The following is a 20934-nucleotide window of genomic DNA, read 5'->3' on the forward strand; positions in this document are numbered from 1 at the left end:
TTGCTTTCACCAAAAAAACTTAGAATCATACTCAAATAGATATAAGGGGACTTAGAGTGAACAAGTCGGAACTGATTGATGCTATCGCTGCATCCGCTGATATCCCGAAAGCTGCTGCTGGCCGTGCGCTGGACGCTGTAATTTCGTCCGTCACTGACGCTCTCAAGGCTGGTGACTCCGTTGTTCTGGTTGGTTTCGGCACTTTCTCCGTAACTGATCGCCCGGCTCGCGTTGGTCGTAACCCACAGACCGGTAAGACGCTGGAAATCGCAGCAGCCAAAAAACCAGGTTTCAAAGCCGGTAAAGCACTGAAAGAAGCTGTCAACTAAGTTCGATTCAGGTTTTTGCCTATCCGGGTCGGGGTCATGCCTGACCTGGCAGCGGAGCGGTAGTCCAGTCGGCGGGTCGCCGGTCCGAGACGCCGAGGCTCGCAAGTTCGAGCCATCGGTCCGCTCCGCCAGTTACGAGAAGGCGCATCCTCGGATGCGCCTTTCTTCTATCCGGATTCTACCCACGCTCCACGGTTGCCTAATTTTGAAGTTCAACCGTTTATGGGGGACGCATGCTGCAGAATATCAGGGACAATTCACAAGGCTGGATTGCCAAGACCATTATCGGGCTCATCGTTGTACTGATGGCTTTGACTGGTTTCGACGCCATTTTTCAGGCTACGACGCACAAAAATGACGCGGCGAAGGTCAATGGCGAAGAAATTAGCCAGAACGAGCTGAGTCAGGCGGTCGATATGCAACGCCGTCAACTCATGCAACAGCTGGGCAAGGATTTCGATGCTTCCTTGCTCGACGAAAAAATGCTGCGCGAATCAGCCCTCAAAGGCCTGATCGATCGCAAACTGCTGCTGCAAGGCGCAGAAAACTCCAAATTCGCATTCTCCGAAGCGGCTCTGGACCAGGTCATCCTGCAAACCCCTGAATTTCAGGTGGATGGCAAGTTCAGTCCTGAGCGTTTCGACCAGGTGATTCGTCAACTTGGCTACAGCCGTATGCAGTTCCGCCAGATGCTGGCTCAGGAAATGCTGATCGGCCAGCTGCGCGCCGGTCTGGCGGGTAGCGGTTTTGTTACCGATGCACAGGTGCTGGCCTTCGCCCGTCTGGAGAAACAGACCCGCGATTTCGCTTCCCTGAACATCAAGGCCGACCCGGCAGCAGTGAAGCTGACTGACGATGAAGTCAAAGCCTATTACGACGAACACGCCAAAGAATTCATGACGCCGGATCAGGTGGTCATCGATTACCTGGAATTGAAGAAGGCTTCCTTCTTTGATCAGGTCAGCGTCAAGGACGAGGACCTGCAAGCGGCGTATCAGAAAGAAATCGCGAACTTGTCCGAGCAACGTCGGGCTGCGCATATTCTGATCGAAGTGAACGACAAGACGACCGAAGCGCAGGCCAAGGCCAAGATTGACGACATCCAGGCTCGCCTGAACAAGGGCGAGAAGTTCGAGGCTTTGGCCAAGGAGTTCTCGCAGGATCCCGGTTCGGCGAACAATGGCGGTGACCTGGGTTATGCCGGTCCGGGTGTCTACGATCCAGCGTTCGAAAAAGCGTTGTATTCGTTGGCCAAGGATCAGGTTTCCGAGCCGGTTCGTACCGATTTCGGTTTTCACCTGATCAAGTTGTTGGGCGTGGAAGCACCTGAGGTGCCGACATTCGCCAGCCTGAAAGGCAAGCTGACCCGCGATCTGAAAACCCAGCAAGTCGAGCAACGATTCGTCGAGGCGACCAAGCAATTGGAAGACTCCACTTTCGAATCTTCCGATCTGGCCCAGCCTGCGCAGGACTTGAAGCTGACCGTCCACACTTCCGCACCGTTCGGTCGTGAAGGTGGCGAGGGTGTTGCGGCCAACCGTGCCGTGATCACCGCTGCGTTCAGTCCGGAAGTGCTGGATGAGGGTGCCAACAGCACCGCCATCGAACTCGATCCGGAGACTGTGATCGTGCTGCGTGCCAAAGAGCACCTCAAGCCTTCGCAATTGCCGCTGGAAAGTGTGTCTGCCGCCATTCGTGGACAATTGGCCAAGGAGCACGCCAGTGCTGCTGCCAAGACCAAGGCTGAAGAGTTGATTACCAATCTGCGCGATGGCAAGACGCCGCTGGACAAGGCAATTGACGGTCAGAATTGGAAAGTGACGCAAGCGGCGACCCGCGCTCAGGAAGGTATAGACCCTACTGTGCTGCAAGCGCTGTTCCGCATGCCCAAGCCAACCGGCAAGGACAAGCCGACATTCAGCAGCGTGACCCTGGCCGATGGAAGCCTGGTGATCGTGCGTCTCAATGGCGTGAATGAAGCCGCAGCGCCAACCGAAGAAGAGAAGGCCCAGTACCGTCGCTTCCTCGCGTCCCGCGTAGGTCAGCAAGACTTCGCCGCTTACCGCAAGCAGCTGGAAAGCCAGGCCGACGTCAAGCGCTACTGATGCCTGACTGAGTTTCAAGCTACACAAGAACCCCGGCCGAAAGGTCGGGGTTCTTTGTTTTGGCTTAGCCGACAGGCGCACGGGACTTTTGCCAAATATCGGAGTCAACACACCTGTAACTGTTATAAGACACAATCGTTGCTCCGCTAAGCATCGATCTGTAGCACAATACGCCCCGAACCGTTTCTCTCAGGATGTTCAATGTTTAATTCAATTCCCATGCGGGTTGTCGGGCTGGCGTTGCTGCTGGCCGCTGCTGCCGGTTGTTCGTCGAAGAAAGCCGCCATCTATGAGCATGAGAACTTCGACGACTCCGGAACGTTTTCCCGCAACTATCCGGTGACGGACTCCGCATCCTGTGAGGCCGCACGTCGGGCTTTGCTCAGTCAGGGCTACATCATCACCAGCAGCGATCCGAAACTTGTTAGTGGGCACAAGAGCTTCCAGCAGACTGGCGAAAACCACATGGAAATCAGTTTCAGTGTGGTCTGTGCCGAAGACGGTAGCACCGAGCATCACGCCACCGTGTTCGCCAATGCCCTGCAGGACAAGTATGCGCTGAAGAAAACCAACAACTCCGCCAGCCTCGGTGTAGGCGTGCTGGGTTCGGTGTCGATGCCGATCGGTTCGTCGGACGACTCGATGGTAAAGGTCGCGAGCGAGACCGTGACATCCGCCAAGTTCTACGAGCGTTTCTTCGCATTGGTCGAGTTGTTCCTTCCCAAGGAGGCGAAGGAAAAGGCGCATATTACCGAAAAGCCGAAAACTGACCTCGGTGTACCGGAGCCCAAGGCAGCACCGGCGACATTGGCCCCGGAAGCGGCGACAGCGCCCTCGCCGGTGACAGAAGCGGCTCCTGCCGCCTCTGAGCCGGTGACACCGCCCCCTGAGGCGGCTCGGATTACCACTGCTCCGAGTACGGAAGCGGCGCCTGTCACGGAAACCATCACGCCGCCCGCCAACCCGAGTGACTTGCCACCGCCGGGAGAGCCGATTCAGGCGATGCCAGTCACCGGGCAGTAATGGTTAAACGCCTCGAAATTGATCCGCATCAAGCCAGGCCGCTGTTCTGCGGCCTGAATCAAAAAAACCGAAGATAAATTCCTCACGGCCTGCTACGTTTTATTCAGTAGCGACGGAGTGTCGTGCCCGCGTCATTTTTCTTTCACGCGGGCACTTTAAGCTCAAGTCGCGGGTCAATGAATCAAGCGTTTTTTCAATGAGCTGTGGGGGAGTTGGAAATGGACGATTATCAAGAAGAGCTGCTTGAGTATCAGGCATTTGAGCTGGATCCACTGGAGCCCGCTGAAGACGCCACCGAGCTTTAAGCTAGGCGGATTGGCGATGGCTGCGGCGAAACTCGCCGGGCGTCTGGCCGGTCCAGCGTTTGAACGCGCGTTGAAACGCTTCGGCTGAGGCAAAGCCCAGCAGGTAGGCGATTTCTCCGAATGCCAGTTCGGTATCGCGAATGTAAGTCATGGCCAGGTCGCGACGTGTGTCATTGAGAATCGCACGAAATTGCGTGCCTTCCTCCGCGAGCTTGCGGCGCAGTGTCCAGGTGGGCAGCTTCAGGCGTGCCGCCACTTCTTCGAGGTCGGGTTCCCGACCGCCATTGAGCAATGGCCCCAGCAACTGAGTGATGCGTTCACGCAGGCTGCGGGTACGAGTCAGTTGCTCCAGTTCCCGCTCACACAACTTGATCAGATGACGCCAGGTGCTCGGGCAATGCTCGGGATTGCGCAGGGCGAGGCTGCTCAGGCTCAAGCGCAGCTGATTGTGTTCGCTGCCAAACTGGATCGGACAGTCACCCAAGTCGTCGTACGCAGCGCGATAGTCGGGCTCTTCGAACTCGATCTCGATGCGTTCGGCGTGTAGCGGGGCAGGGCTGAGGCTGGACAACTGATGCAACCAGCCAGCGACGATCGAGTCCACCACGAAGCGGTTGTAGCTGTTGTAAGGGCTGATGGAATAGAAGCGCAGCCATGCGCCCTGGGCATCTTCATGAAAGCTCGATTGCCCGCGATAGTTGGAGCCATACAGCGCTTCGAACCGAATCAGGCAGCGTGCCGCCTCGCGCACCGTCGGTGCCTGGGCAGCGGTGACTCCGGCCAAACCAGCCTGGCTCAGGCGGCTGAGCTGACCCATGCGCAAGCCGAGCGCAGGGTTCTCGGTCAACTGGATGGCACCATGCCCCAGGCGCATGTAACGCGGGATCGAAAGACGCGCACCCGCTTCGCTCAGTCGAGCGGTATCCAGGCCGTACTGTTCGAGCAACGGCTGCGGGTCCGCACCATGGCTGCGCACGGCATCGGCCAGGCTGTGAACAAAGCCCACCGACAAATCGCCAAGACGCATTGGCAATGGTTTCATGGCTTACAACCAAAGGTTCAGCAAGCGCGCACCACGGGCGTCGCCGTCAGCGAAATGCTGGCCGTTGCTGCTGAGAAAACTTTGGCCGGCGCTGGGTTGATCCCAGAACTGGCCACGTAGAAACACACTCATGCCGGCGATGGCCTGGCTGGCGGGGGCTTGGGTGGTCAGAGTCAGTCGATGCCAGGCCTGACCTTCGCTGAGCTCTTCGGCCTTGAGACCGACCGAGCCCGGTGTCGACGATTCCTTGTAGCCGCGCCACGGTTGATCCCAGATGCCACGACCGACGACGAAAGCGGGCACTGCGACGAGCTGTGCCTGCAGGGCATTGAGCTTTCGATAGTTGTCCGGGTACCAACTGTCGCTGCCGATCAGCACGCCCAGGCGTCCAGCGGGGGTGTCGATGACGTTGAGTGTCTGTTCGCCATTGGCCTTGATTGCGTCCTGCTGTCCAAAGACCGGATGCATCTGGCGCTGCGGCTGGCCGATTGGCAAACCATCACGACCGAATACCACGCTGCTGTTGTACAGCGCTCCACGACCGATTTTCAGTGTGCCGTCGATGATGCTTGGCTCGGGGAGCACGATGGAGCCAGCAACCAGAGTGACATCGAACTCTCTCGCCAGCCCGCCAAACAACGCCTGGTAGTCCTTGGCCATGGCTTTGGCTTTCATGCGCAAATGCGCGTCGTTCACACGGCTTCCGCCCTCGGCGCTGATCAGCGCCCGGACGAACTTCAACGGATTGCTGACGGCCAGCCAGTTCATGGCCTCCTTGAGCGTGGAGGCCTGGTACAACTCATCTTTTTCGCCGCTGACCATCAACCAGGTGCCGATATGTTCCGGCAGCACGACGATGGTCTTTTCGTTCAACAGACCTTGCTCCTGCGCTTTGTGCAGGTAGGCCGCGAGTTTTCGGTGCAAACATTCGGGACTTTGATAGTCGGTGGGGTACAGCTCGGGCTGGATGCCCAACAGGTTACCGCGATCGGAGGGTTGGCCTTGATCCACGGCGAGATCGATCCGCAGGTCCGAGAGGTAGTGACCCACCGGACGGTCCGCAGCCCACATGGCGTAGGTTGTCAGGGCGGCGATCAGCGCCATGGAGAAAGTCAGGTACAGAAGTTTGCGCATGGGGAAACAGTCAACGGCCGTGTGCAGGGTCATGGAATTTCACTAGGATTTGGACCGAGGATAAAAGGAATCAATGCCTTAGTGGGCATTTTCCTTTTTTTTTTGAATTTTTTTCTCACTTAAAGCTGAATTTTTACGCGAAAGTGCAAGATTGAGTGGATTGACGATTAGGAGGCTTAGAGTCGAGAAAGCAAATCTAATAATGATCTGGCCGGTCTCTATTTCCTCTGCCCTTAAATCCTCTCGAAAAACAGACCTCGAATCTCCAGCTGATCTGCCTTCTTCCACTTTATCCGTGCGGTCTGGCGGCCAGGAGTTGCTTCTCCGAATAGCTCGAGCCATGCATTTCGAAAGCTCATGTATATCACCCCATTGACCCTGCATTGGGGGCTGTCCAGACGTGCTGGCCGCTCCCGGAATGTCCCAGCCGTTCATTCTGGTCGGGACTTGGCTGTGGCCCTCGATGTTGCACACCTCATAGCCTTTACCCAACGGCGACTCCGCGCGGCGTGGAGGAGGTTACTCACTAGGCGCAAGTAGCAATACGAAAACATTCCGTATGGCCATCCGTGACCCACATCACGCGCAGTTAAAATCCATCAGTTCTTTCAACCAGGAGGATCAGTCGCTACGGCGGTACTCCTGGCGTAGACGGGCGGCCTCAGGCCCGCCATTTTTTTTGTGTTGCCCCGGGCACTCGCCCTGGCGGCATTAGGCCGCCGGTCCAGCTCGCGAATGAGTGGATTCACATGGATCCAATGTGTAGTGGCAATTTCCGCTCAAAGAGCCATCCATTCATTCATATGGATGAGGCCAAGAATTGGCGACCCACTAGTATTAACCGTCAAACTCCCACCGAAAATAGAGGTTGTCGGACATGGCTACTATAAATGGTGATGACGGCGCCAATGTTTTGACCGGAACCTCGCTCAGCGACAACCTTAATGGCCTGGGCGGCAACGATACTCTGAACGGTAACAACGGCAACGACATACTGGACGGCGGGGCTGGGCGCTTCGCCAAAATTGAAGTGTGCGCGTCTACGTTAAATTTGAAATTTATCGGCATGTCAGCAGATGTGGATTTCGCGCAGAAGCGCGATATCCAGCCTCGCCCGATTGCTGTCTGTCAGCAAGTACGGAACCCGACCCTACATAGTGGGCCTTCGCCGACGGCAATTTGGCTTAATTGTTGCTGCTGAGATGTGCCGTTCGCGTATGCCCGTTTGAAGATTAGGCAAAGTGCGTCAGTTCGATTCAGACTGGAGCTGAGTTGCTCGACTTCGGCGTCAGAACTATCGCGCCGTCGATCACTTCAATGGTCAGGACGTCGTCGATGCTTAGTCCTAATCTGGCGAGTAGGTCAGGCGGCAAGTCGACAATGACATCGCCACTTCCATCCTCAGGATCTTGGCATTTCACTGTCCAGCGTTGGGTTTCGGTCATGACGTTGCTCACATTTTGGTCTTGGCGGGATGATTCATTATGCTCGCAGTGTCTTCGCTGGTTGAAGCGTGCTCCTGTCTATTCTCTGTACGAAAAGTAATGTCGTAAACACCGCATAGCACAGGCCAGCGAAAACCATCGCCGCGTAACTGCACGCGAGTGGAGCATCGGAAAACATCACAAAGGACGTCAGTGACGACCTCTAGTTTGACCCTTCCGGTAATTTTCATCGCTCCCCCCAATACACAACCTGAGCAAGCTTTCAGCGTAGAGTCTCCATCAACCGAATCGCTGGCCAACGCAGTACCGCATATAGCTATCATTACGACTAGTAGTAGAGGCCTCGTGGCCACGGAGCGCTGTCGGCTGGTTCTGTTGAAAAAGTAGCAGCTCTGTCTGGCCTGCAGCAAATCTCTCCATCGGCCAGCAGGGAAGCACGCTGCATAATGGGACAGTTAACCCACTGAGTTAACTGTTTAGCTTTCTTAAGAAACAAACGTCTAACGGACACCAGAACTGTAGGTCGGGTAAAGCCTGACAGGTCGTTCGCGTATGTAGTTAGCGATCGCATTCTCTGCCTCTTCTCTTTCGACCACGGCTACGCCGCTAATATAGTCTGGGTGGTCGGCGGCCAATGGCTTGATTTTCCCAAGCTCCAGTAGTTCTGAGATGGCGGTTACCGATACGTGCTTCGTTGAGGAAAGCAGGCTCAGTGTGGTGTACTTCTTAAAGTGTCTGTCGATAATTTTGGCAGCATCGACAGTAACGTAAGTGTTGTACAACGATACGCTTGGAACAAAACCGGTCTTGAGGAATTGCGAGTGTATCAAATGGGTATCGCATCCAGTTGCTGCCTTCAATTCCTGAACGGAGACATATCCTGTACGCCAAGCAATTGCCTCCCTGAGGCTTTTGGTGTGCAATATGGCCTGCCTGCGCTATTTCGTATTTGCTTCGGCGCTACAACTACAATCTCCAATATTCCCAAGTTACGAAGGGCTCTCACGTCCTTGACGTCGACGTTTAGTTGTCTCGCCGCCTCCCCAAAAGTCACATGGTCACCGAAATCTCCCGTTGCTTTGATGATTGAAACCGCTTGCCTATCCAAGAGGCTGCGTAGCTCTTCCGAAAGGTGCTTGCGTTGATATACCAACAAACCGTGGGCATAGAGTGTTGTACGTACAACAATTGGTACTAGGCCGTAAAGCAGTTTACGCAACTTTTTAGAGTTTTTTAATCCGCTTCTTCTCGCAATTTCCTCTCTCAAAACGTACTTGTCATTAAAGGCTTTGATTGATTCTAATGTAGTAGCGAGCCCGACGGGAGTGTTGAACTTGAAGCCTTTCAATAGCCCGGTACTAATAAGGCGTCGAATGGTTTGGGGTGTGGTTTGAAGAATTTCCGCAGCGTTCTGGTGGCTCATTAACTCAAATTCGAGTTGTGGTACTGGTGGCTCATCCACCGCTTCCCACTGGATATGCGGGAATGTATATAAAGAACTGCAGAGGTCGGGACAATGGTAGGCTCGTTGCCTCACGGTGGGATCCAGATGTGGGGAGCGAATGCAACGGTGATCACTTCGCAGCAACGCGGCTCGTTCCGGCGAGGTGAAAATGAAGTTGAGCTCGCGGGCGCTGAATCTCAATTCTCCGCAGCGGCAGTTTGCGGCATGGCTGTAGGGTTTGGATTGGCAGGCATTGTAGAAGTACTCTTGAGCGAACCTGCTCAACGTGGGGTTCGGACTCAAGAGAAAAGGCGCCAAAAGCGCCCGCCGGTGCAGACTCGGGAGTTGCCCCTGCAACTTTTCCATTTCAAGAAAAAAAGCTGCCTTATTGCCGGTCGCAATATTGACGCAGCTCGCGATGAGTTGTGAACAAGATTCGGGGGCGCGGCCGAAACGCACAGCTTGAATACTGGCCAACAACAACTGGAAAAACTCCTGGTTTCCTTCGTCCAAAGCGCGGCTGAGTAACTCGCTCGAGCGTTTGCTCGACAAGTTCAAAGGAGCTTGCCGTAGGTCAAATGTGCATGGACAGTGATAGTCGTGTAACCGAAGCCAGTCGATTGGTTCCCTGCATTGGGGGCAGTGCTCGAGATACCGTTCGCCGTGTACCGGACAAGTGTCAGAAAAACGAAAGGCATGCAGACGGTCTAGGAACCCATCACGGGCGCACCCGGGACACAGTGCCAAGCGGTCTCTCAGTACTGCCTGGGGAAAGGCGACTCCAGCAATTTCGACATGGGTGCGCATTCCATACAGAACGGGGTGGTGGAAGCTGTTTAGAAGGTCCGCCTTCTCATCTGGTTCGAGTAAAGAGTGATTGCTGAGCAAGTTGCAGACGGAGGAGTCTTTACATTGGGGATTGACGAAATTGCGCAGCTTGAGATGTGTCCACGCAGAGAAAACGCGCAGCGTCTGAAATCCATTGCCGGTTGCGCAGCGAAATAGCAGAGAAATGACGCTTTCCCGAGGTTTGGGTAGGGGGAAAAAGACGAGCTTGTTCATCGTGCATTCTCCTTCTCGTTCTCCTTCCGCTTCGCGGCGTCGGCGAGGCTTTTTTTTAAGGCGCTGGTGGACATCTCGAAGGGATTTAAGGTGATCAGTTTCGACGTTTTCACCTGCTTGGCGGCGATGACAAAGTCCGAAAGCAGCAATAGGCGATCGTCGCGTTGCAGCGCATTCGCCAACGCCGCACACAATGTGTTTGCCAAGGCTCTAAAATTCCCCTCCGTCTGCAGGTAGAACGCAAGAACCATTTTTTCATCGGTCACCGCGGGTATATCTTTGAAGCCCATTGTGGTTTTGAGCTCAGTGGCAAAGGCACGAAGTACGCGCGTGTACTCATTCCAGCCTTCCGGGGTAGCCAATGAGAACGGTCGTAGGCGTGCACGGTAGGGAAAGCGATCCGATAAAGCAGAGCGCTCGTTGATGATTGCTTCACAATCGGGGTCTCCGATCAGTAGGACTGCTTGTTTGAATACATCGGTCAGGATCTTTACGAAATTCGCTGCGTTATTGATGGCAGTATCCGAACCGCTTCGAAACAGGTGCGGCCACTCATCAAGCACGAGAAGTTCGGTTTGGCAACATTCCAGCACTTTAAAGAGTTGATATTCCAAGGCTTCTTGTGATTGCCGCGGGGGGAACACGCCGAATTCCCTCAGCAACCGGGTCGTGAGGGCTTTGACCGTTGCGTCCCGAGGCACGCGGCAGTAAATGACTGGCTTTATTTCGTGGATACCGTCGTCTAGCTTGATGCTGCTGGCAGCAGGGAACTCTGACATGAGGTGGCTACATAGGCGAGTTTTGCCCGTGCCTGAACGGCCCAGTAATACTCCCCCACTGTCTGCGCCCAGGATGCGCGTGGCCTCGATCGAACGGTGGAGTGTGTCCAGCGCCTCGCTGTACAACGAATGGATCACCGTGAAGCCCTTGAACCGCCTGAGCTTCATCTCATTGTTCGGAATCATCATCGTCTCCTGATCTGAGTGAATAGGTCGAGAAGTCGCTGCTGTCTAAAGACTCCGGCCCGGGCAGCACTGAGCTGTCTTCCGGCGCTATGCGTGCGGGGCGGCCTTTGGAATGCTTGGCAGCCGCTTTACCCTTGTTTTCGTGTTTGCAGGCTTCGATGTATTCGTTGAGCGCGTACAGCTTGATGCATGCAATATCCCCATCGAACCGGCGCTTTTCTGCCTTGAGTTGTTCCACCACGAGTTCATGCTCGCTGAGGGACAGGCCATTCTGGTAGTCAGGCCGGGTTGCGATGGCTGGGTGCCAATCCTGCGGTGTATTTGGGTGCGCGACCCAAACGGTCCCCAGGTCACAGGGGTTGAAATAAACAATGGCTTGCTGCTTGGGCGCGAGCCGTTGGCGAACTTCGGGCAGTCCAGGGCCGAACCAGATCAAATGCGACTTCTTCACACGGCCGCCGTCGATCCTCAGCCGCCAGACGCTCAGGCATCGCTGGTTTAACTCCTCTTCGCTGTACCGCTCGGCCGGCGGGGCGAGGGCGCTAAGCTGCGCCTTTTTCTCCGCAGGGCAGGTATGCAGTTCGTCGTGCCAAGTGGCATGGTAAATGTCCAGCCATTGGGCAAAGGCGTTACGAAATTGCTCCAAGGTCAGGCAGGCGCGCAATTTCGATGGGTAGTCACCGCGCTCGCGTGGTGAGCTTTTGGTGGTGCCCGGGAGGTTGTGACAAAAGCCCGTGTTCACCGTGCCGAAAAAACGCTCCATCATGGCTTTGGCGTCGGGATCACCGACGGGCATGTAATCGGGGTCGATGCCCAACGACTCGAACGTAGTAATGGCCCAGGTGTTGAAAACTTCCGAACCACGATCCGTGCCGATTCCGGCCATTTTGCCGTTTTTGATGATGGCGCGGATGGTGGCGCGCATCATCTTCTCCGCGCAGGGTGCTCCGAAGGCAATATCCCAGCCTGAACACTCCCGATCGGCGGGGACAAGATGCGCGGACAAAATGGGGCGACCAGCCGGGTCACCGGCGGAGTCCGCCAGTATTACGTCCATCTCCTGGCTGTCGAACAGGGTGCAGGCATAGGGATCTTCGTCAACGTACAGGTGGCCGCTGAACTTGTTCAGCCGTTTGGCGGCCTTGGCCCCTTCACGCTCATGCGCGACATAGTAGCGGTCCATGCACAACACCCGGCGTCGGAAGGTAGCGTATGACGGCATGCTGATGGACGTCGCATCGTAGTGATGGCGCTCTTGGTTTTCCTTGGCAATGTGCCCTCGGAGCAGTTTGTACGCATGCATAAGCGACGGCCGCTCACGCCGGAGGTACACCGTCTTGATGTAATGCCGAATGAGCTCCTCGGTGGTTTCGGCCATCCGATTTCGGCGCGCGCGCAACGGCTTCCTAAGCAGCGCCAGCGGGTTGTGGTTGCTGCTCAGGTAGCGTTGTTTCCACTTCCATAAGGTGGTGACGCCCGGTGGGTGGTTATCGCCAATTTTCGCCGCGACTTGGCGAATCATGGCCTTCGCTGCGATGCGCGGTAGCCTGCCACCCAGTTGCTGCAAGTTCGCCTGGACGTAGGCCAGGCGGAGCTGAAACCTGCTCCGCTGGGCACCGGTCAGGGACGCCAACTGCGCCGCCGGACTGGTGTCGATAGCCGCACGTTGATGCAGTACCAACTGGCCGCGTTGTTCCAAGGTGGCGAACAAGTTGTGATCGAGAAAGCGCCGGTACTTGTGAATCAACGAGCACATGGCGATGCATCCATCGTTAATGCTGATGATCTCGTAGACCTGGCCGTCGAGTTTGTATTGCGCGCCGACTTTAGGTTCGCTGATGTGCATGACCGCCTCCCATAATGGACGTGTTGATGGTCAAGCGTTGGTTCAGATCAAAACTCAAATGCCGATCAAATAACGCCTTGTAGAACGCCCGTTCGCGTACCTCGGAGGGGTGGGCGAGCAGCTCCCGCAGGGTCACCGGGTAGGACAGGGTCGGTAAAAGCCGCAGGCAGCCGCCATACTCATCGGCGCTCACGTTAAAGGAGTGGAAATACAAAAATTTCAGATTTCTCAAGCGCGACGGCGGGCGGATGCTGGCGAGGTCGGCCCGTGCCAGGTAGCTATTGGTTTCGCTCAGCAGGTGCTGGGCGGCGCGCAGCTTAGCCTTCCAAAGTGTGGACACTTGCGAGAAGTCGACTTTGACCTCGGTGTAGTAATGCTCCTCCAATGTCTCCACCAGAAAGTCGGGATGGTAGCGATGCAACTGCCCATCAATACGCAACTCCAGCTCTCCGGGTTGGCTGCAATATCGGACGACCGCCGGGTCGTACTCCAGATGGATACAGTAGTCAGCCTCAAGCGTACTGTGGCACACGACTTGTCCATGGATTTTGCGAGAAGGGAAGAACAACAGGTGCTTGCCGAAGGCGGCATTGACGGCTGGCCTGTGCAGCGCTGTTTGGTGGTCCATCGCGTACCTCCATCGGGAGTGGCTGCCCTCGCGTCTCGTACAACCGCGCACGACAGGTCCCGGCTAATGGGGTGTTGCGTCCCGACGTCGCGGGTCATGGCGTGTTTCCATGACAGAAGACCTATCTAAACTCATGTGAGGACTCCTTAAATAAGAGGGCCTACTCATGCTCTCGATTGATAAAGGAGCAGTCGTCGCAATTGTGTCCTGCAGCACATCCCTTGGGCGTGCCGTGATGCGATCGAGTAGAGTCAGCTCCAGTACGCCGACCATTTCTGGGTGCCAGGTAATGTGCACACTCTTCAGGTGCTGCTCATCACCATGCTCGTTTCGAACTTCATGTGCCATCAATGGCCGGGACGGGTAGGTGTTCTTGTTCAACAGGATCAGGGTGAGCGCGACTGTCATCGACATGACTTGAAGTCGTTACCATCATTGCCGCCCGATGTACGAACCATATGACACCGTATCCCAATTGCTGCTGAGGCCCATAGACGGCGCAGCAAGTACCACCTTTGCCGTCCTATTACTCATATCCGTCTCCCGGTGTGTAGTGCTTCACGACCTGAGGGTCGTGTTCCAACCAGATGCAGTAGGCGGACTCCAGCACCGCGTCTCGCTCCATCGAGCGGCCATTTTTCAGCGATGGAAAGTCTATGATGAATTTTTGGTGGCGCCGTGGAAGGGATCTCCGTGCCAGTCCGTCTTTGAGTTTCATTTCACCGGATGTGATGATCATCTTTCGAACACCTGCCTCGCTGCGGATCGTTCTGCCGATGGGCGCGCTTACGATCTTGGAGATGAAGGTCATTAGGCCAGTCTCGGTTCCGGTTCCGGTTCCGAGGGGAGAGCGGACTTACTTGACGATTGAATGTCTTGGCGGCGGGCTGATGTAACGAGTTGCGATTGTGATCGAACTGCAACCAGCATGTGAGTAGCCTACGTAGCGAAGCCAAAGTCGAAGAAATCGTCACAGGCCGGTCCGTATTGCTTGTCATTAGCTCGTCTACTACAGATCGATGAATGCCTCTGAAAATCTTTTCCACATGACACTTCTGCAGGCAATGCATTGAGTTGTGGAATTGCACATCCACACCGTGACGTTCCAGCGGTCGGCCGATTCTCCTAATGTCCTGCCCGGTGTCCACGATGTAGCTGGGGCCGCGCTTGCCAAAATGCCTTTCGCTGATGCTCGAAGTGAGGAAAGCCCGTAGCAAAGATGGAGAGTTCACTAAACGGAACGCCAACTCCCGACCCATTCCATTTCCAGAAGCAGCATGAATTGCCACAGAAAGGTCTGCGGGGGTGAAGCGCAGCAATTGCGTGTCGCAAGTGATCACGCCCTCAACAAGGATCGAGTGAACACAAAGATGAAACCCATGGACCGTGTTCATTCCAGGCACTCCCGTATAAGCGAGGAGGATGGTTGTTTTCCTGAAGGTTACGAATCAACCATTCCTACGAGCCTTAGAGCTTATCGTTATATATTGCAGATATGTTATTACCTAATAAAGTCGGTGGTAAGTCCGATATATATTGAGCTTTTTTACCGAAAGATTGGGTTCGGCTTGAAGGTGTTGGCGCTGATGCTATTTTGGCCCAGGTTGCCGGAATTCATTGACCCACCCGAATACACAGCAAACGATGGCCTCGCGCGGGATTTCAGAGGCTCCATATGGGGCAGTCAATATCAGCACCCGGGTCAAAATCGCATCAGCGCCAACAGAGTAGGTTCTCTGATGGAGGTCGTGCCTGAGGTCAGGCCAACTGAAAATCCGACTTTTTCAAAAGAATCGGCCAGAAGCGGACGTTTGACGTGATGAAAAAATTCGCTCTCCACGTTTCCCCATTAGGGCAAGCGTCCAACCGCAGCTAACCAACCAAGGTGTACTCAGTGCGACCAAGGGGTGAATAGCTCTGCCTGCGTTTCTGTCATCCGCAGAAGCTCATCAATGACCGTGCGCAGTTTAGGCTGGAGGTAGCGCGTCTTCGGCCAAATCACATGAATAGGCATGCGAGCGCCAGCGTACTGATCCAACACGGTTAGGCCTTCCAAAAATGAGTCGATTGCGCGCCCTTGGCGATTGGCATTCGCCCAAGTAGTGGGTCGAGCATTTCGGAAATGATCCGGTAGTCGAGTAAATACGGTCGTTTCAAGGATCGGCGGGGCGGCAAAGAAGCTCATATTTGCTCCTGGCTGGGAGTCGGGCATCCGGGCCCGGAGATTGTTTTGTTGTTTTAATGCAACGTCGTTTCAAAATAAATCATAATGCGACGAAAGGCGACTCTATTTTTCTCATGAGATGGAGTATCAGAGAGAAATTTAGGGGGTTGACGGGGCATATCGTTTTCTGCGTATCTATAAAAAGAAATGGCGTTTCAAAAATAATAAAATCGGAGTTTTTAGCATGCTTAGTCTTCAATGGCGCGCACCCCGCCTCCCTTTGGTGCTCACTGATTTCGGGATCCTTACCGGCGACGCTTCGCTGCTTCCGCCATGCCCTCGTGCTCAGGATCGTCTCGTTGAAGGTCTATCCAGGGTTCCGACCTAGCGCACGGTTGAGCGCAATGGCGGCCCTATTTAAAGGGCTGACTCGCAAATTTTTTCCATAACAATGAAAAACGGGCGTCCGCAAATGGGCGCTCGCGGGGAGCGTTTGTTTGAAAATTATCTCTATCTATCGCATTGCCACAGTCGTCAGTTGTGGGCTTGCAGGGACAGTTGCTCAAGCAGAGTTTTTGAAGGACAGCCATGCGGATCTGTCGATGCGCAATTTGTACTTCAACAGCGACAATCGCGATGGTGCAGCCAACCCTTCAAAAACTGAGGAGTGGGCTCAGGGTTTCATACTCAATTACCGCTCTGGCTATACGCCTGGGCTGATAGGGGTAGGTGTCGACGCAATGGGTATGTTGGGCGTCACCCTGGACAGCGGAAAAGGTCGACATATTGGTAGTACGATGATTCCTTCCGATGGCGACGGTGCGGCAAGCGAGTGGAGTGACTTCGGGGCGACCGCAAAGGTGAAGCTAAACCAGACCGAACTGCGATTTGGTCAGTTGATGCCAAAGATACCGGTGCTGGTTGCGTCTGATGGTCGATTGTTGCCGCAAACGCTCGAAGGTGCGCAGCTGCAGTCCAAGGCGCTGGATGACTTCACGTTTCTTGGTGGTGCGCTGAATCGCGCGACGGGACGAGCCTCAACCGATCGTACAGGGTTGGCGGTAAATGGTGGAACCCAGGAAAGTGACCGTTTTTACTTTGGTGGTGTCGACTACCGCGTTAACCGCTCCTTGTTGCTTCAGTATTACGGGGGGCAGTTGGAGGATTACTACACGCAACATTTCTTGGGACTCAACCACAACTGGAGCCTGGGCGATGAGGGCTCTCTGACTACCGATCTCAGGTATTTCAGAACCCGTTCCGATGGTGCCAATGGCACTGCCTCCGGTCGAGGTCAGGGGTATGTGGCGAGTGGATACACGGCGGATGGCAACGGCGAGATCGACAATAACCTATGGAGCGCCGCCTTCACCTATCGCTTCGGCGGGCATGCGCTGACCGTGGGTTATCAAGACGTATCCGATGACAGCAATTTCGTGCAGATCAATCAGGGCTCGATCGATAAGGGCGCTGGTGGCAGCAGTCTTTATTTATTGACGGATAAGATGCTGCTCAACTTCACACGTGCAGGTGAGCGGACTGGTTTTGCGCAATACGCTTATGACTTCGCCCCTCTCGGTGTACCCGGACTCAAGGCTGCTGTGATGTACCTCAAGGGTGATCACATCCAGACATCGAGTGGCGTGGAACAGTCGGAGTGGGAGCGCGACATATCTCTGGATTACGTGATCCAAAGCGGTAGCTTCAAAAATCTTGGCTTCACCTGGCGCAATGGAATGTCGCGCAGCGAGGCGACGCGCAACGGTGATCAGAACCGCCTGATCGTCAATTACACATTGCCGCTGTTCTAACTCACGCTTCGTAAAGACTTCTTCAAGGGCAAGGCATACGACAGTCGCTTAAGGTTGCATGCCGATCGCCATCATCCCTATTTCGGCCCAGCGGTGCTTTTCGGCACCGTTTAGCCATCAGCGCACTCAAACTCCCGATTACCATTTTAAAGGGCATCAAAACTCGGTCGTTGGATTCGATTGAGGCTCAGGAAATCTTGGAAATGGTCGAGATTGTTTTCAATTTGACACCGACGATCTGTAAAAATAGAACGTCGTTGCATTTCTCCTATTGTGAAGGCACTGTATGTGCCGGGTCTTGAATCATGAACCGGAGCACGGATTCACACGGCTTCTTAGAATTGAGCGCATTACAAATTTACAAAATTATCGGATTTCCGCTGAGCGTAGGTGAGACAAGAAAATGGCCAAAGCCGCCGATGTAGTTGTGCAATGCTTGGAAAATGAAGGCGTCGAATATGTGTTCGGCATTCCTGGCGAGGAAAACCTCGACCTACTTGAGTCTCTACGCAAGTCGAAAATCAAGCTTGTGCTGACTCGTCACGAGCAATCCGCCGGCTTCATGGCCGCCACCTACGGCCGCCTCACAGGTAAGACCGGCGTTAGCCTGTCGACCCTCGGCCCAGGCGCAACGAATTTGGTCACTGCCAGCGCGTACGCCTATCTGGGCGGCATGCCGATGATGATGATTACCGGCCAGAAGCCGATCAAGAAGTCCAAGCAAGGACGTTTTCAGATCATCGACGTCTGCGGCATGATGGATCCCATCACCAAATACACCCATCAATTGGCTTCGGCCGACAACATTCCCTCGCGCATGCGTGAAGCTTTCCGCTTGGCCGAAGAGGAGAAGCCCGGCGCCGTACACCTGGAGCTGCCGGAAGACATTGCTGCCGAACAGACCGATAGCTTGCCGATCCCGCCGAGCCTGCATCGTCGACCGTTGGCTGAGCACAAGGCCGTCGAGGCGGCGGTGGAAAAACTGCAAAAGGCCCGTAGCCCGATCCTGGTGATCGGCGCCGGTGCGAACCGCAAGATGACCGCCAAGGTACTACAGCAACTGATCGACAAGACCGGTATCCCGTTCATTACGACCCAGATGGGCAAAGGCGTGGTCGATGAGCGGCACGAGCGTTTTTTGGGTAATGCTGCGCTGTCCGCCGGTGATTTCGTCCACCGCGCCATCGAGGCCGCCGACCTGATCGTCAACATCGGCCACGATGTCATCGAGAAACCACCATTCTTCATGGTTCGTGGTGGCACCGAAGTCATCCACATCAACTTCCGTTCTGCCGAAGTCGATGCGGTGTACTTCCCGCAAATCGAAGTGATCGGCGACATCGCCAACGCCGTGTGGCAGATCGCTGAAGCGCTGACCGACACCCGCCACTGGGACTTCACTCGCCTGCTGGCCATCCGCGAAGCCAACGAAGCGCAGATCTCTGAAGGCGCCAACGACGATCGCTTCCCTGTGTATCCGCAGCGCCTGGTGGCCGACATCCGTCGCGTGCTGCCATCGGAGGGTATCGTTGCGTTGGATAATGGTATCTACAAGATCTGGTTCGCCCGCAACTATAAGGCCCACAAACCTAATACCGTGCTGTTGGACAATGCTCTGGCGACCATGGGAGCGGGCCTGCCGTCGGCGATGGCAGCGCATTTAGTTTATCCGGATCGACCGGTGATCTCCGTGTGTGGCGATGGCGGCTTCATGATGAACAGCCAGGAGTTGGAAACTGCAGTGCGTTTGGGTATGCATATCACCGTGGTGATTCTTCGTGACGATGGCTACGGCATGATCCGTTGGAAGCAAGCCAACATGGGGTTCACCGATTTTGGCCTGGACTACGGCAACCCGGACTTCGTTAAATACGCCGAAGCCTATGGCGCCAACGGCCACCGTGTGGAGAGTGCCCAAGGCTTGTTGCCGCTGCTCGAACATTGCGTCAAGACTCCAGGCGTACATGTAATCGACTGCCCTGTGGATTACAGCGAAAACGACCGCATCCTGAACATGGAGTTGCGCGAGCGCAGCGCTGCAATTTGATGCGAGGCGGGCAAACGAATGCCCGCCGTACTTTCATGCATGAGCACAGGGGTTTCTCTATGCAATTCAAGGATTCCAATCTGTTCCGCCAGCAAGCCTTTGTGAATGGCGCTTGGGTTGATGCGGACAATGGTCTGACGATCAAGGTCAACAACCCGGCAACGGGCGAAATTCTGGGCACCGTGCCGAAAATGGGCGCTGCCGAAACCCGTCGTGCGATCGAAGCTGCTGACAAGGCGCTGCCGGCCTGGCGTGCACTGACCGCCAAAGAACGTGCGGGCAAACTGCGTCGCTGGTTCGAACTGATGATCGAGAACCAGGAAGACCTGGCTCGTCTGATGACGCTGGAGCAAGGCAAGCCACTGGCCGAAGCCAAGGGCGAAATCGTTTACGCCGCTTCCTTCATCGAGTGGTTCGCCGAAGAAGCCAAGCGCATCTACGGTGACGTGATTCCGGGTCACCAGCCAGACAAGCGCCTGATCGTGATCAAGCAGCCGATCGGCGTGACTGCTGCCATCACCCCGTGGAACTTCCCTGCCGCGATGATCACCCGTAAAGCCGGTCCGGCTCTGGCCGCCGGTTGCACCATGGTGCTCAAGCCTGCTTCGCAAACTCCTTTCTCAGCCCTGGCCCTGGCCGAACTGGCCCAGCGTGCGGGCATCCCGGCTGGCGTGTTCAGTGTCGTGACCGGCAGCGCCGGCGACATCGGCAGCGAGCTGACCAGCAACCCGATCGTGCGCAAGCTGTCCTTCACCGGTTCGACCGAAATCGGTCGTCAACTGATGTCGGAATGCGCCAAGGACATCAAGAAAGTGTCCCTGGAACTGGGCGGCAACGCGCCATTCATCGTGTTCGACGATGCGGATCTGGATAAGGCCGTCGAAGGCGCGATCATTTCCAAGTACCGCAACAACGGCCAGACCTGCGTCTGCGCCAACCGCCTGTACATCCAGGACGGCGTTTACGACGCGTTCGCCGAGAAACTGAAAGCCGCTGTGGCCACGCTGAAGATCGGTAACGGCCTGGAAGCTGGCACCACCACAGGCCCGCTGATCGACGAAAAAGCTGTGGCCAAAGTGCAAGAGCACATCGTCGACGCCGTGAACAAAGGCGCAACCATACTGGCCGGTGGCATGCCGATGGAAGGCAACTTCTTCGAGCCGACCATCCTGACCAACGTTCCGAACAACGCTGCCGTGGCCAAGGAAGAAACCTTCGGTCCATTGGCGCCGCTGTTCCGCTTCAAAGACGAAGCCGATGTGATTGCGATGTCCAACGACACCGAGTTCGGCCTGGCCTCGTACTTCTACGCTCGTGACCTGGGCCGTGTGTTCCGTGTGGCTGAAGCCCTGGAATACGGCATGGTGGGCGTCAACACCGGTCTGATCTCCAACGAAGTCGCGCCATTCGGCGGCATCAAGGCGTCGGGCCTGGGTCGTGAAGGCTCTAAGTACGGCATTGAGGACTATCTCGAAATTAAGTATCTGTGCATCAGCATTTGATGATGGTCTGAAGCTTTAACCTCTGCCAGTGCGGTGTGATGCAGCACCTCACTGGTTTTTTTGCTTCTGAGGGGCTGTAAAA

Annotated in this window: 18 protein-coding genes; 7 read left to right on the forward strand and 11 right to left on the reverse strand. The window is 55.4% G+C overall.

Annotated features, from left to right (window positions below; translation table 11 throughout):
• Positions 1–56: 56 nt before the first annotated feature.
• From ACRESJ_RS20510 to ACRESJ_RS20520, 3 genes are all read left to right on the forward strand, one after another.
• Positions 57–329, forward strand: coding sequence for an HU family DNA-binding protein (locus tag ACRESJ_RS20510; protein WP_431759523.1), 273 nt, complete (start codon positions 57–59; stop codon positions 327–329).
• 233 nt (positions 330–562) lie between these two features.
• Positions 563–2434 carry a SurA N-terminal domain-containing protein gene (locus ACRESJ_RS20515; protein ID WP_431759524.1) on the forward strand — a complete coding sequence of 624 codons (1872 nt, stop codon included), beginning with the start codon at positions 563–565 and terminating at the stop codon, positions 2432–2434.
• A gap of 201 nt (positions 2435–2635) precedes the next feature.
• Positions 2636–3457 (forward strand): DUF2242 domain-containing protein, encoded by an 822-nt coding sequence (locus ACRESJ_RS20520; RefSeq protein ID WP_431759525.1) that lies wholly within the window; start codon positions 2636–2638, stop codon positions 3455–3457.
• Positions 3458–3763: 306 nt separating this feature from the next.
• On the opposite strand, the gene ACRESJ_RS20525 is transcribed toward ACRESJ_RS20520, so the two are convergent.
• The 3 genes from ACRESJ_RS20525 to ACRESJ_RS20535 all read right to left on the reverse strand — a co-directional run bounded on the left by ACRESJ_RS20525 (position 3764) and on the right by ACRESJ_RS20535 (position 6430).
• Entirely contained in the window at positions 3764–4804 is a 1041-nt protein-coding gene (locus ACRESJ_RS20525) for an AraC family transcriptional regulator (protein ID WP_431759526.1), read from the reverse strand.
• 3 nt (positions 4805–4807) lie between these two features.
• Positions 4808–5938, reverse strand: a complete 1131-nt coding sequence (locus ACRESJ_RS20530; RefSeq protein WP_431759527.1) for a nitrilase-related carbon-nitrogen hydrolase — start codon at positions 5936–5938, stop codon at positions 4808–4810.
• A 78-nt stretch (positions 5939–6016) separates the two neighbouring features.
• The gene (locus tag ACRESJ_RS20535) at positions 6017–6430 is read right to left on the reverse strand and encodes a hypothetical protein (protein WP_431759528.1); all 414 of its coding nucleotides are present in this window, start codon (positions 6428–6430) and stop codon (positions 6017–6019) included.
• A gap of 385 nt (positions 6431–6815) precedes the next feature.
• On the opposite strand from ACRESJ_RS20535, the gene ACRESJ_RS20540 reads away from it, so the two are divergent.
• Complete coding sequence (locus ACRESJ_RS20540; RefSeq protein ID WP_431759529.1) at positions 6816–7139, forward strand: hypothetical protein; 324 nt, start codon at positions 6816–6818, stop codon at positions 7137–7139.
• 55 nt (positions 7140–7194) lie between these two features.
• On the opposite strand, the gene ACRESJ_RS20545 is transcribed toward ACRESJ_RS20540, so the two are convergent.
• From ACRESJ_RS20545 to ACRESJ_RS20580, 8 genes are all read right to left on the reverse strand, one after another.
• Positions 7195–7383: an AbrB/MazE/SpoVT family DNA-binding domain-containing protein gene (locus ACRESJ_RS20545; protein ID WP_431759530.1), complete on the reverse strand. Its 189-nt coding sequence runs from the start codon at positions 7381–7383 to the stop codon at positions 7195–7197.
• A 500-nt stretch (positions 7384–7883) separates the two neighbouring features.
• A complete protein-coding gene (locus ACRESJ_RS20550; protein WP_431759531.1) occupies positions 7884–8165 on the reverse strand; it encodes a hypothetical protein in 282 nt (93 codons plus the stop codon).
• Positions 8166–8239: 74 nt separating this feature from the next.
• The gene (locus tag ACRESJ_RS20555) at positions 8240–9889 is read right to left on the reverse strand and encodes a TniQ family protein (protein WP_431759532.1); all 1650 of its coding nucleotides are present in this window, start codon (positions 9887–9889) and stop codon (positions 8240–8242) included.
• The gene (locus tag ACRESJ_RS20560; RefSeq protein WP_431759533.1) at positions 9886–10854 is read right to left on the reverse strand and encodes a TniB family NTP-binding protein; all 969 of its coding nucleotides are present in this window, start codon (positions 10852–10854) and stop codon (positions 9886–9888) included. The genes ACRESJ_RS20555 and ACRESJ_RS20560 overlap by 4 nt, the downstream gene beginning before the upstream one ends.
• Positions 10838–12700, reverse strand: a complete 1863-nt coding sequence (locus tag ACRESJ_RS20565; RefSeq protein ID WP_431759534.1) for a DNA-binding domain-containing protein — start codon at positions 12698–12700, stop codon at positions 10838–10840. The genes ACRESJ_RS20560 and ACRESJ_RS20565 overlap by 17 nt, the downstream gene beginning before the upstream one ends.
• Complete coding sequence (locus ACRESJ_RS20570; RefSeq protein WP_431759535.1) at positions 12681–13328, reverse strand: hypothetical protein; 648 nt, start codon at positions 13326–13328, stop codon at positions 12681–12683. The genes ACRESJ_RS20565 and ACRESJ_RS20570 overlap by 20 nt, the downstream gene beginning before the upstream one ends.
• A gap of 526 nt (positions 13329–13854) precedes the next feature.
• Positions 13855–14139: a hypothetical protein gene (locus ACRESJ_RS20575; RefSeq protein ID WP_431759536.1), complete on the reverse strand. Its 285-nt coding sequence runs from the start codon at positions 14137–14139 to the stop codon at positions 13855–13857.
• A gap of 1080 nt (positions 14140–15219) precedes the next feature.
• Positions 15220–15513: a hypothetical protein gene (locus ACRESJ_RS20580; protein WP_431759537.1), complete on the reverse strand. Its 294-nt coding sequence runs from the start codon at positions 15511–15513 to the stop codon at positions 15220–15222.
• 485 nt (positions 15514–15998) lie between these two features.
• Here ACRESJ_RS20580 and ACRESJ_RS20585 point away from each other — a divergent pair, with 485 nt between their 5' ends.
• The 3 genes from ACRESJ_RS20585 (at position 15999) to gabD (ending at position 20852) form a co-directional block, all read left to right on the forward strand.
• On the forward strand, positions 15999–17303 hold the full coding sequence (locus tag ACRESJ_RS20585; RefSeq protein WP_431759548.1) for an OprD family porin: 1305 nt from the start codon (positions 15999–16001) through the stop codon (positions 17301–17303).
• 403 nt (positions 17304–17706) lie between these two features.
• Positions 17707–19350: an acetolactate synthase large subunit gene (locus ACRESJ_RS20590; RefSeq protein ID WP_431759538.1), complete on the forward strand. Its 1644-nt coding sequence runs from the start codon at positions 17707–17709 to the stop codon at positions 19348–19350.
• Between the two features lie 59 nt (positions 19351–19409).
• The gene (gene gabD / locus ACRESJ_RS20595; protein ID WP_431759539.1) at positions 19410–20852 is read left to right on the forward strand and encodes an NADP-dependent succinate-semialdehyde dehydrogenase; all 1443 of its coding nucleotides are present in this window, start codon (positions 19410–19412) and stop codon (positions 20850–20852) included.
• Positions 20853–20934: the final 82 nt, after the last annotated feature.

The sequence above is a fragment of the Pseudomonas sp. genome (genome assembly GCF_050739655.1).
Taxonomy (GTDB): Bacteria; Pseudomonadota; Gammaproteobacteria; order Pseudomonadales; family Pseudomonadaceae; genus Aquipseudomonas.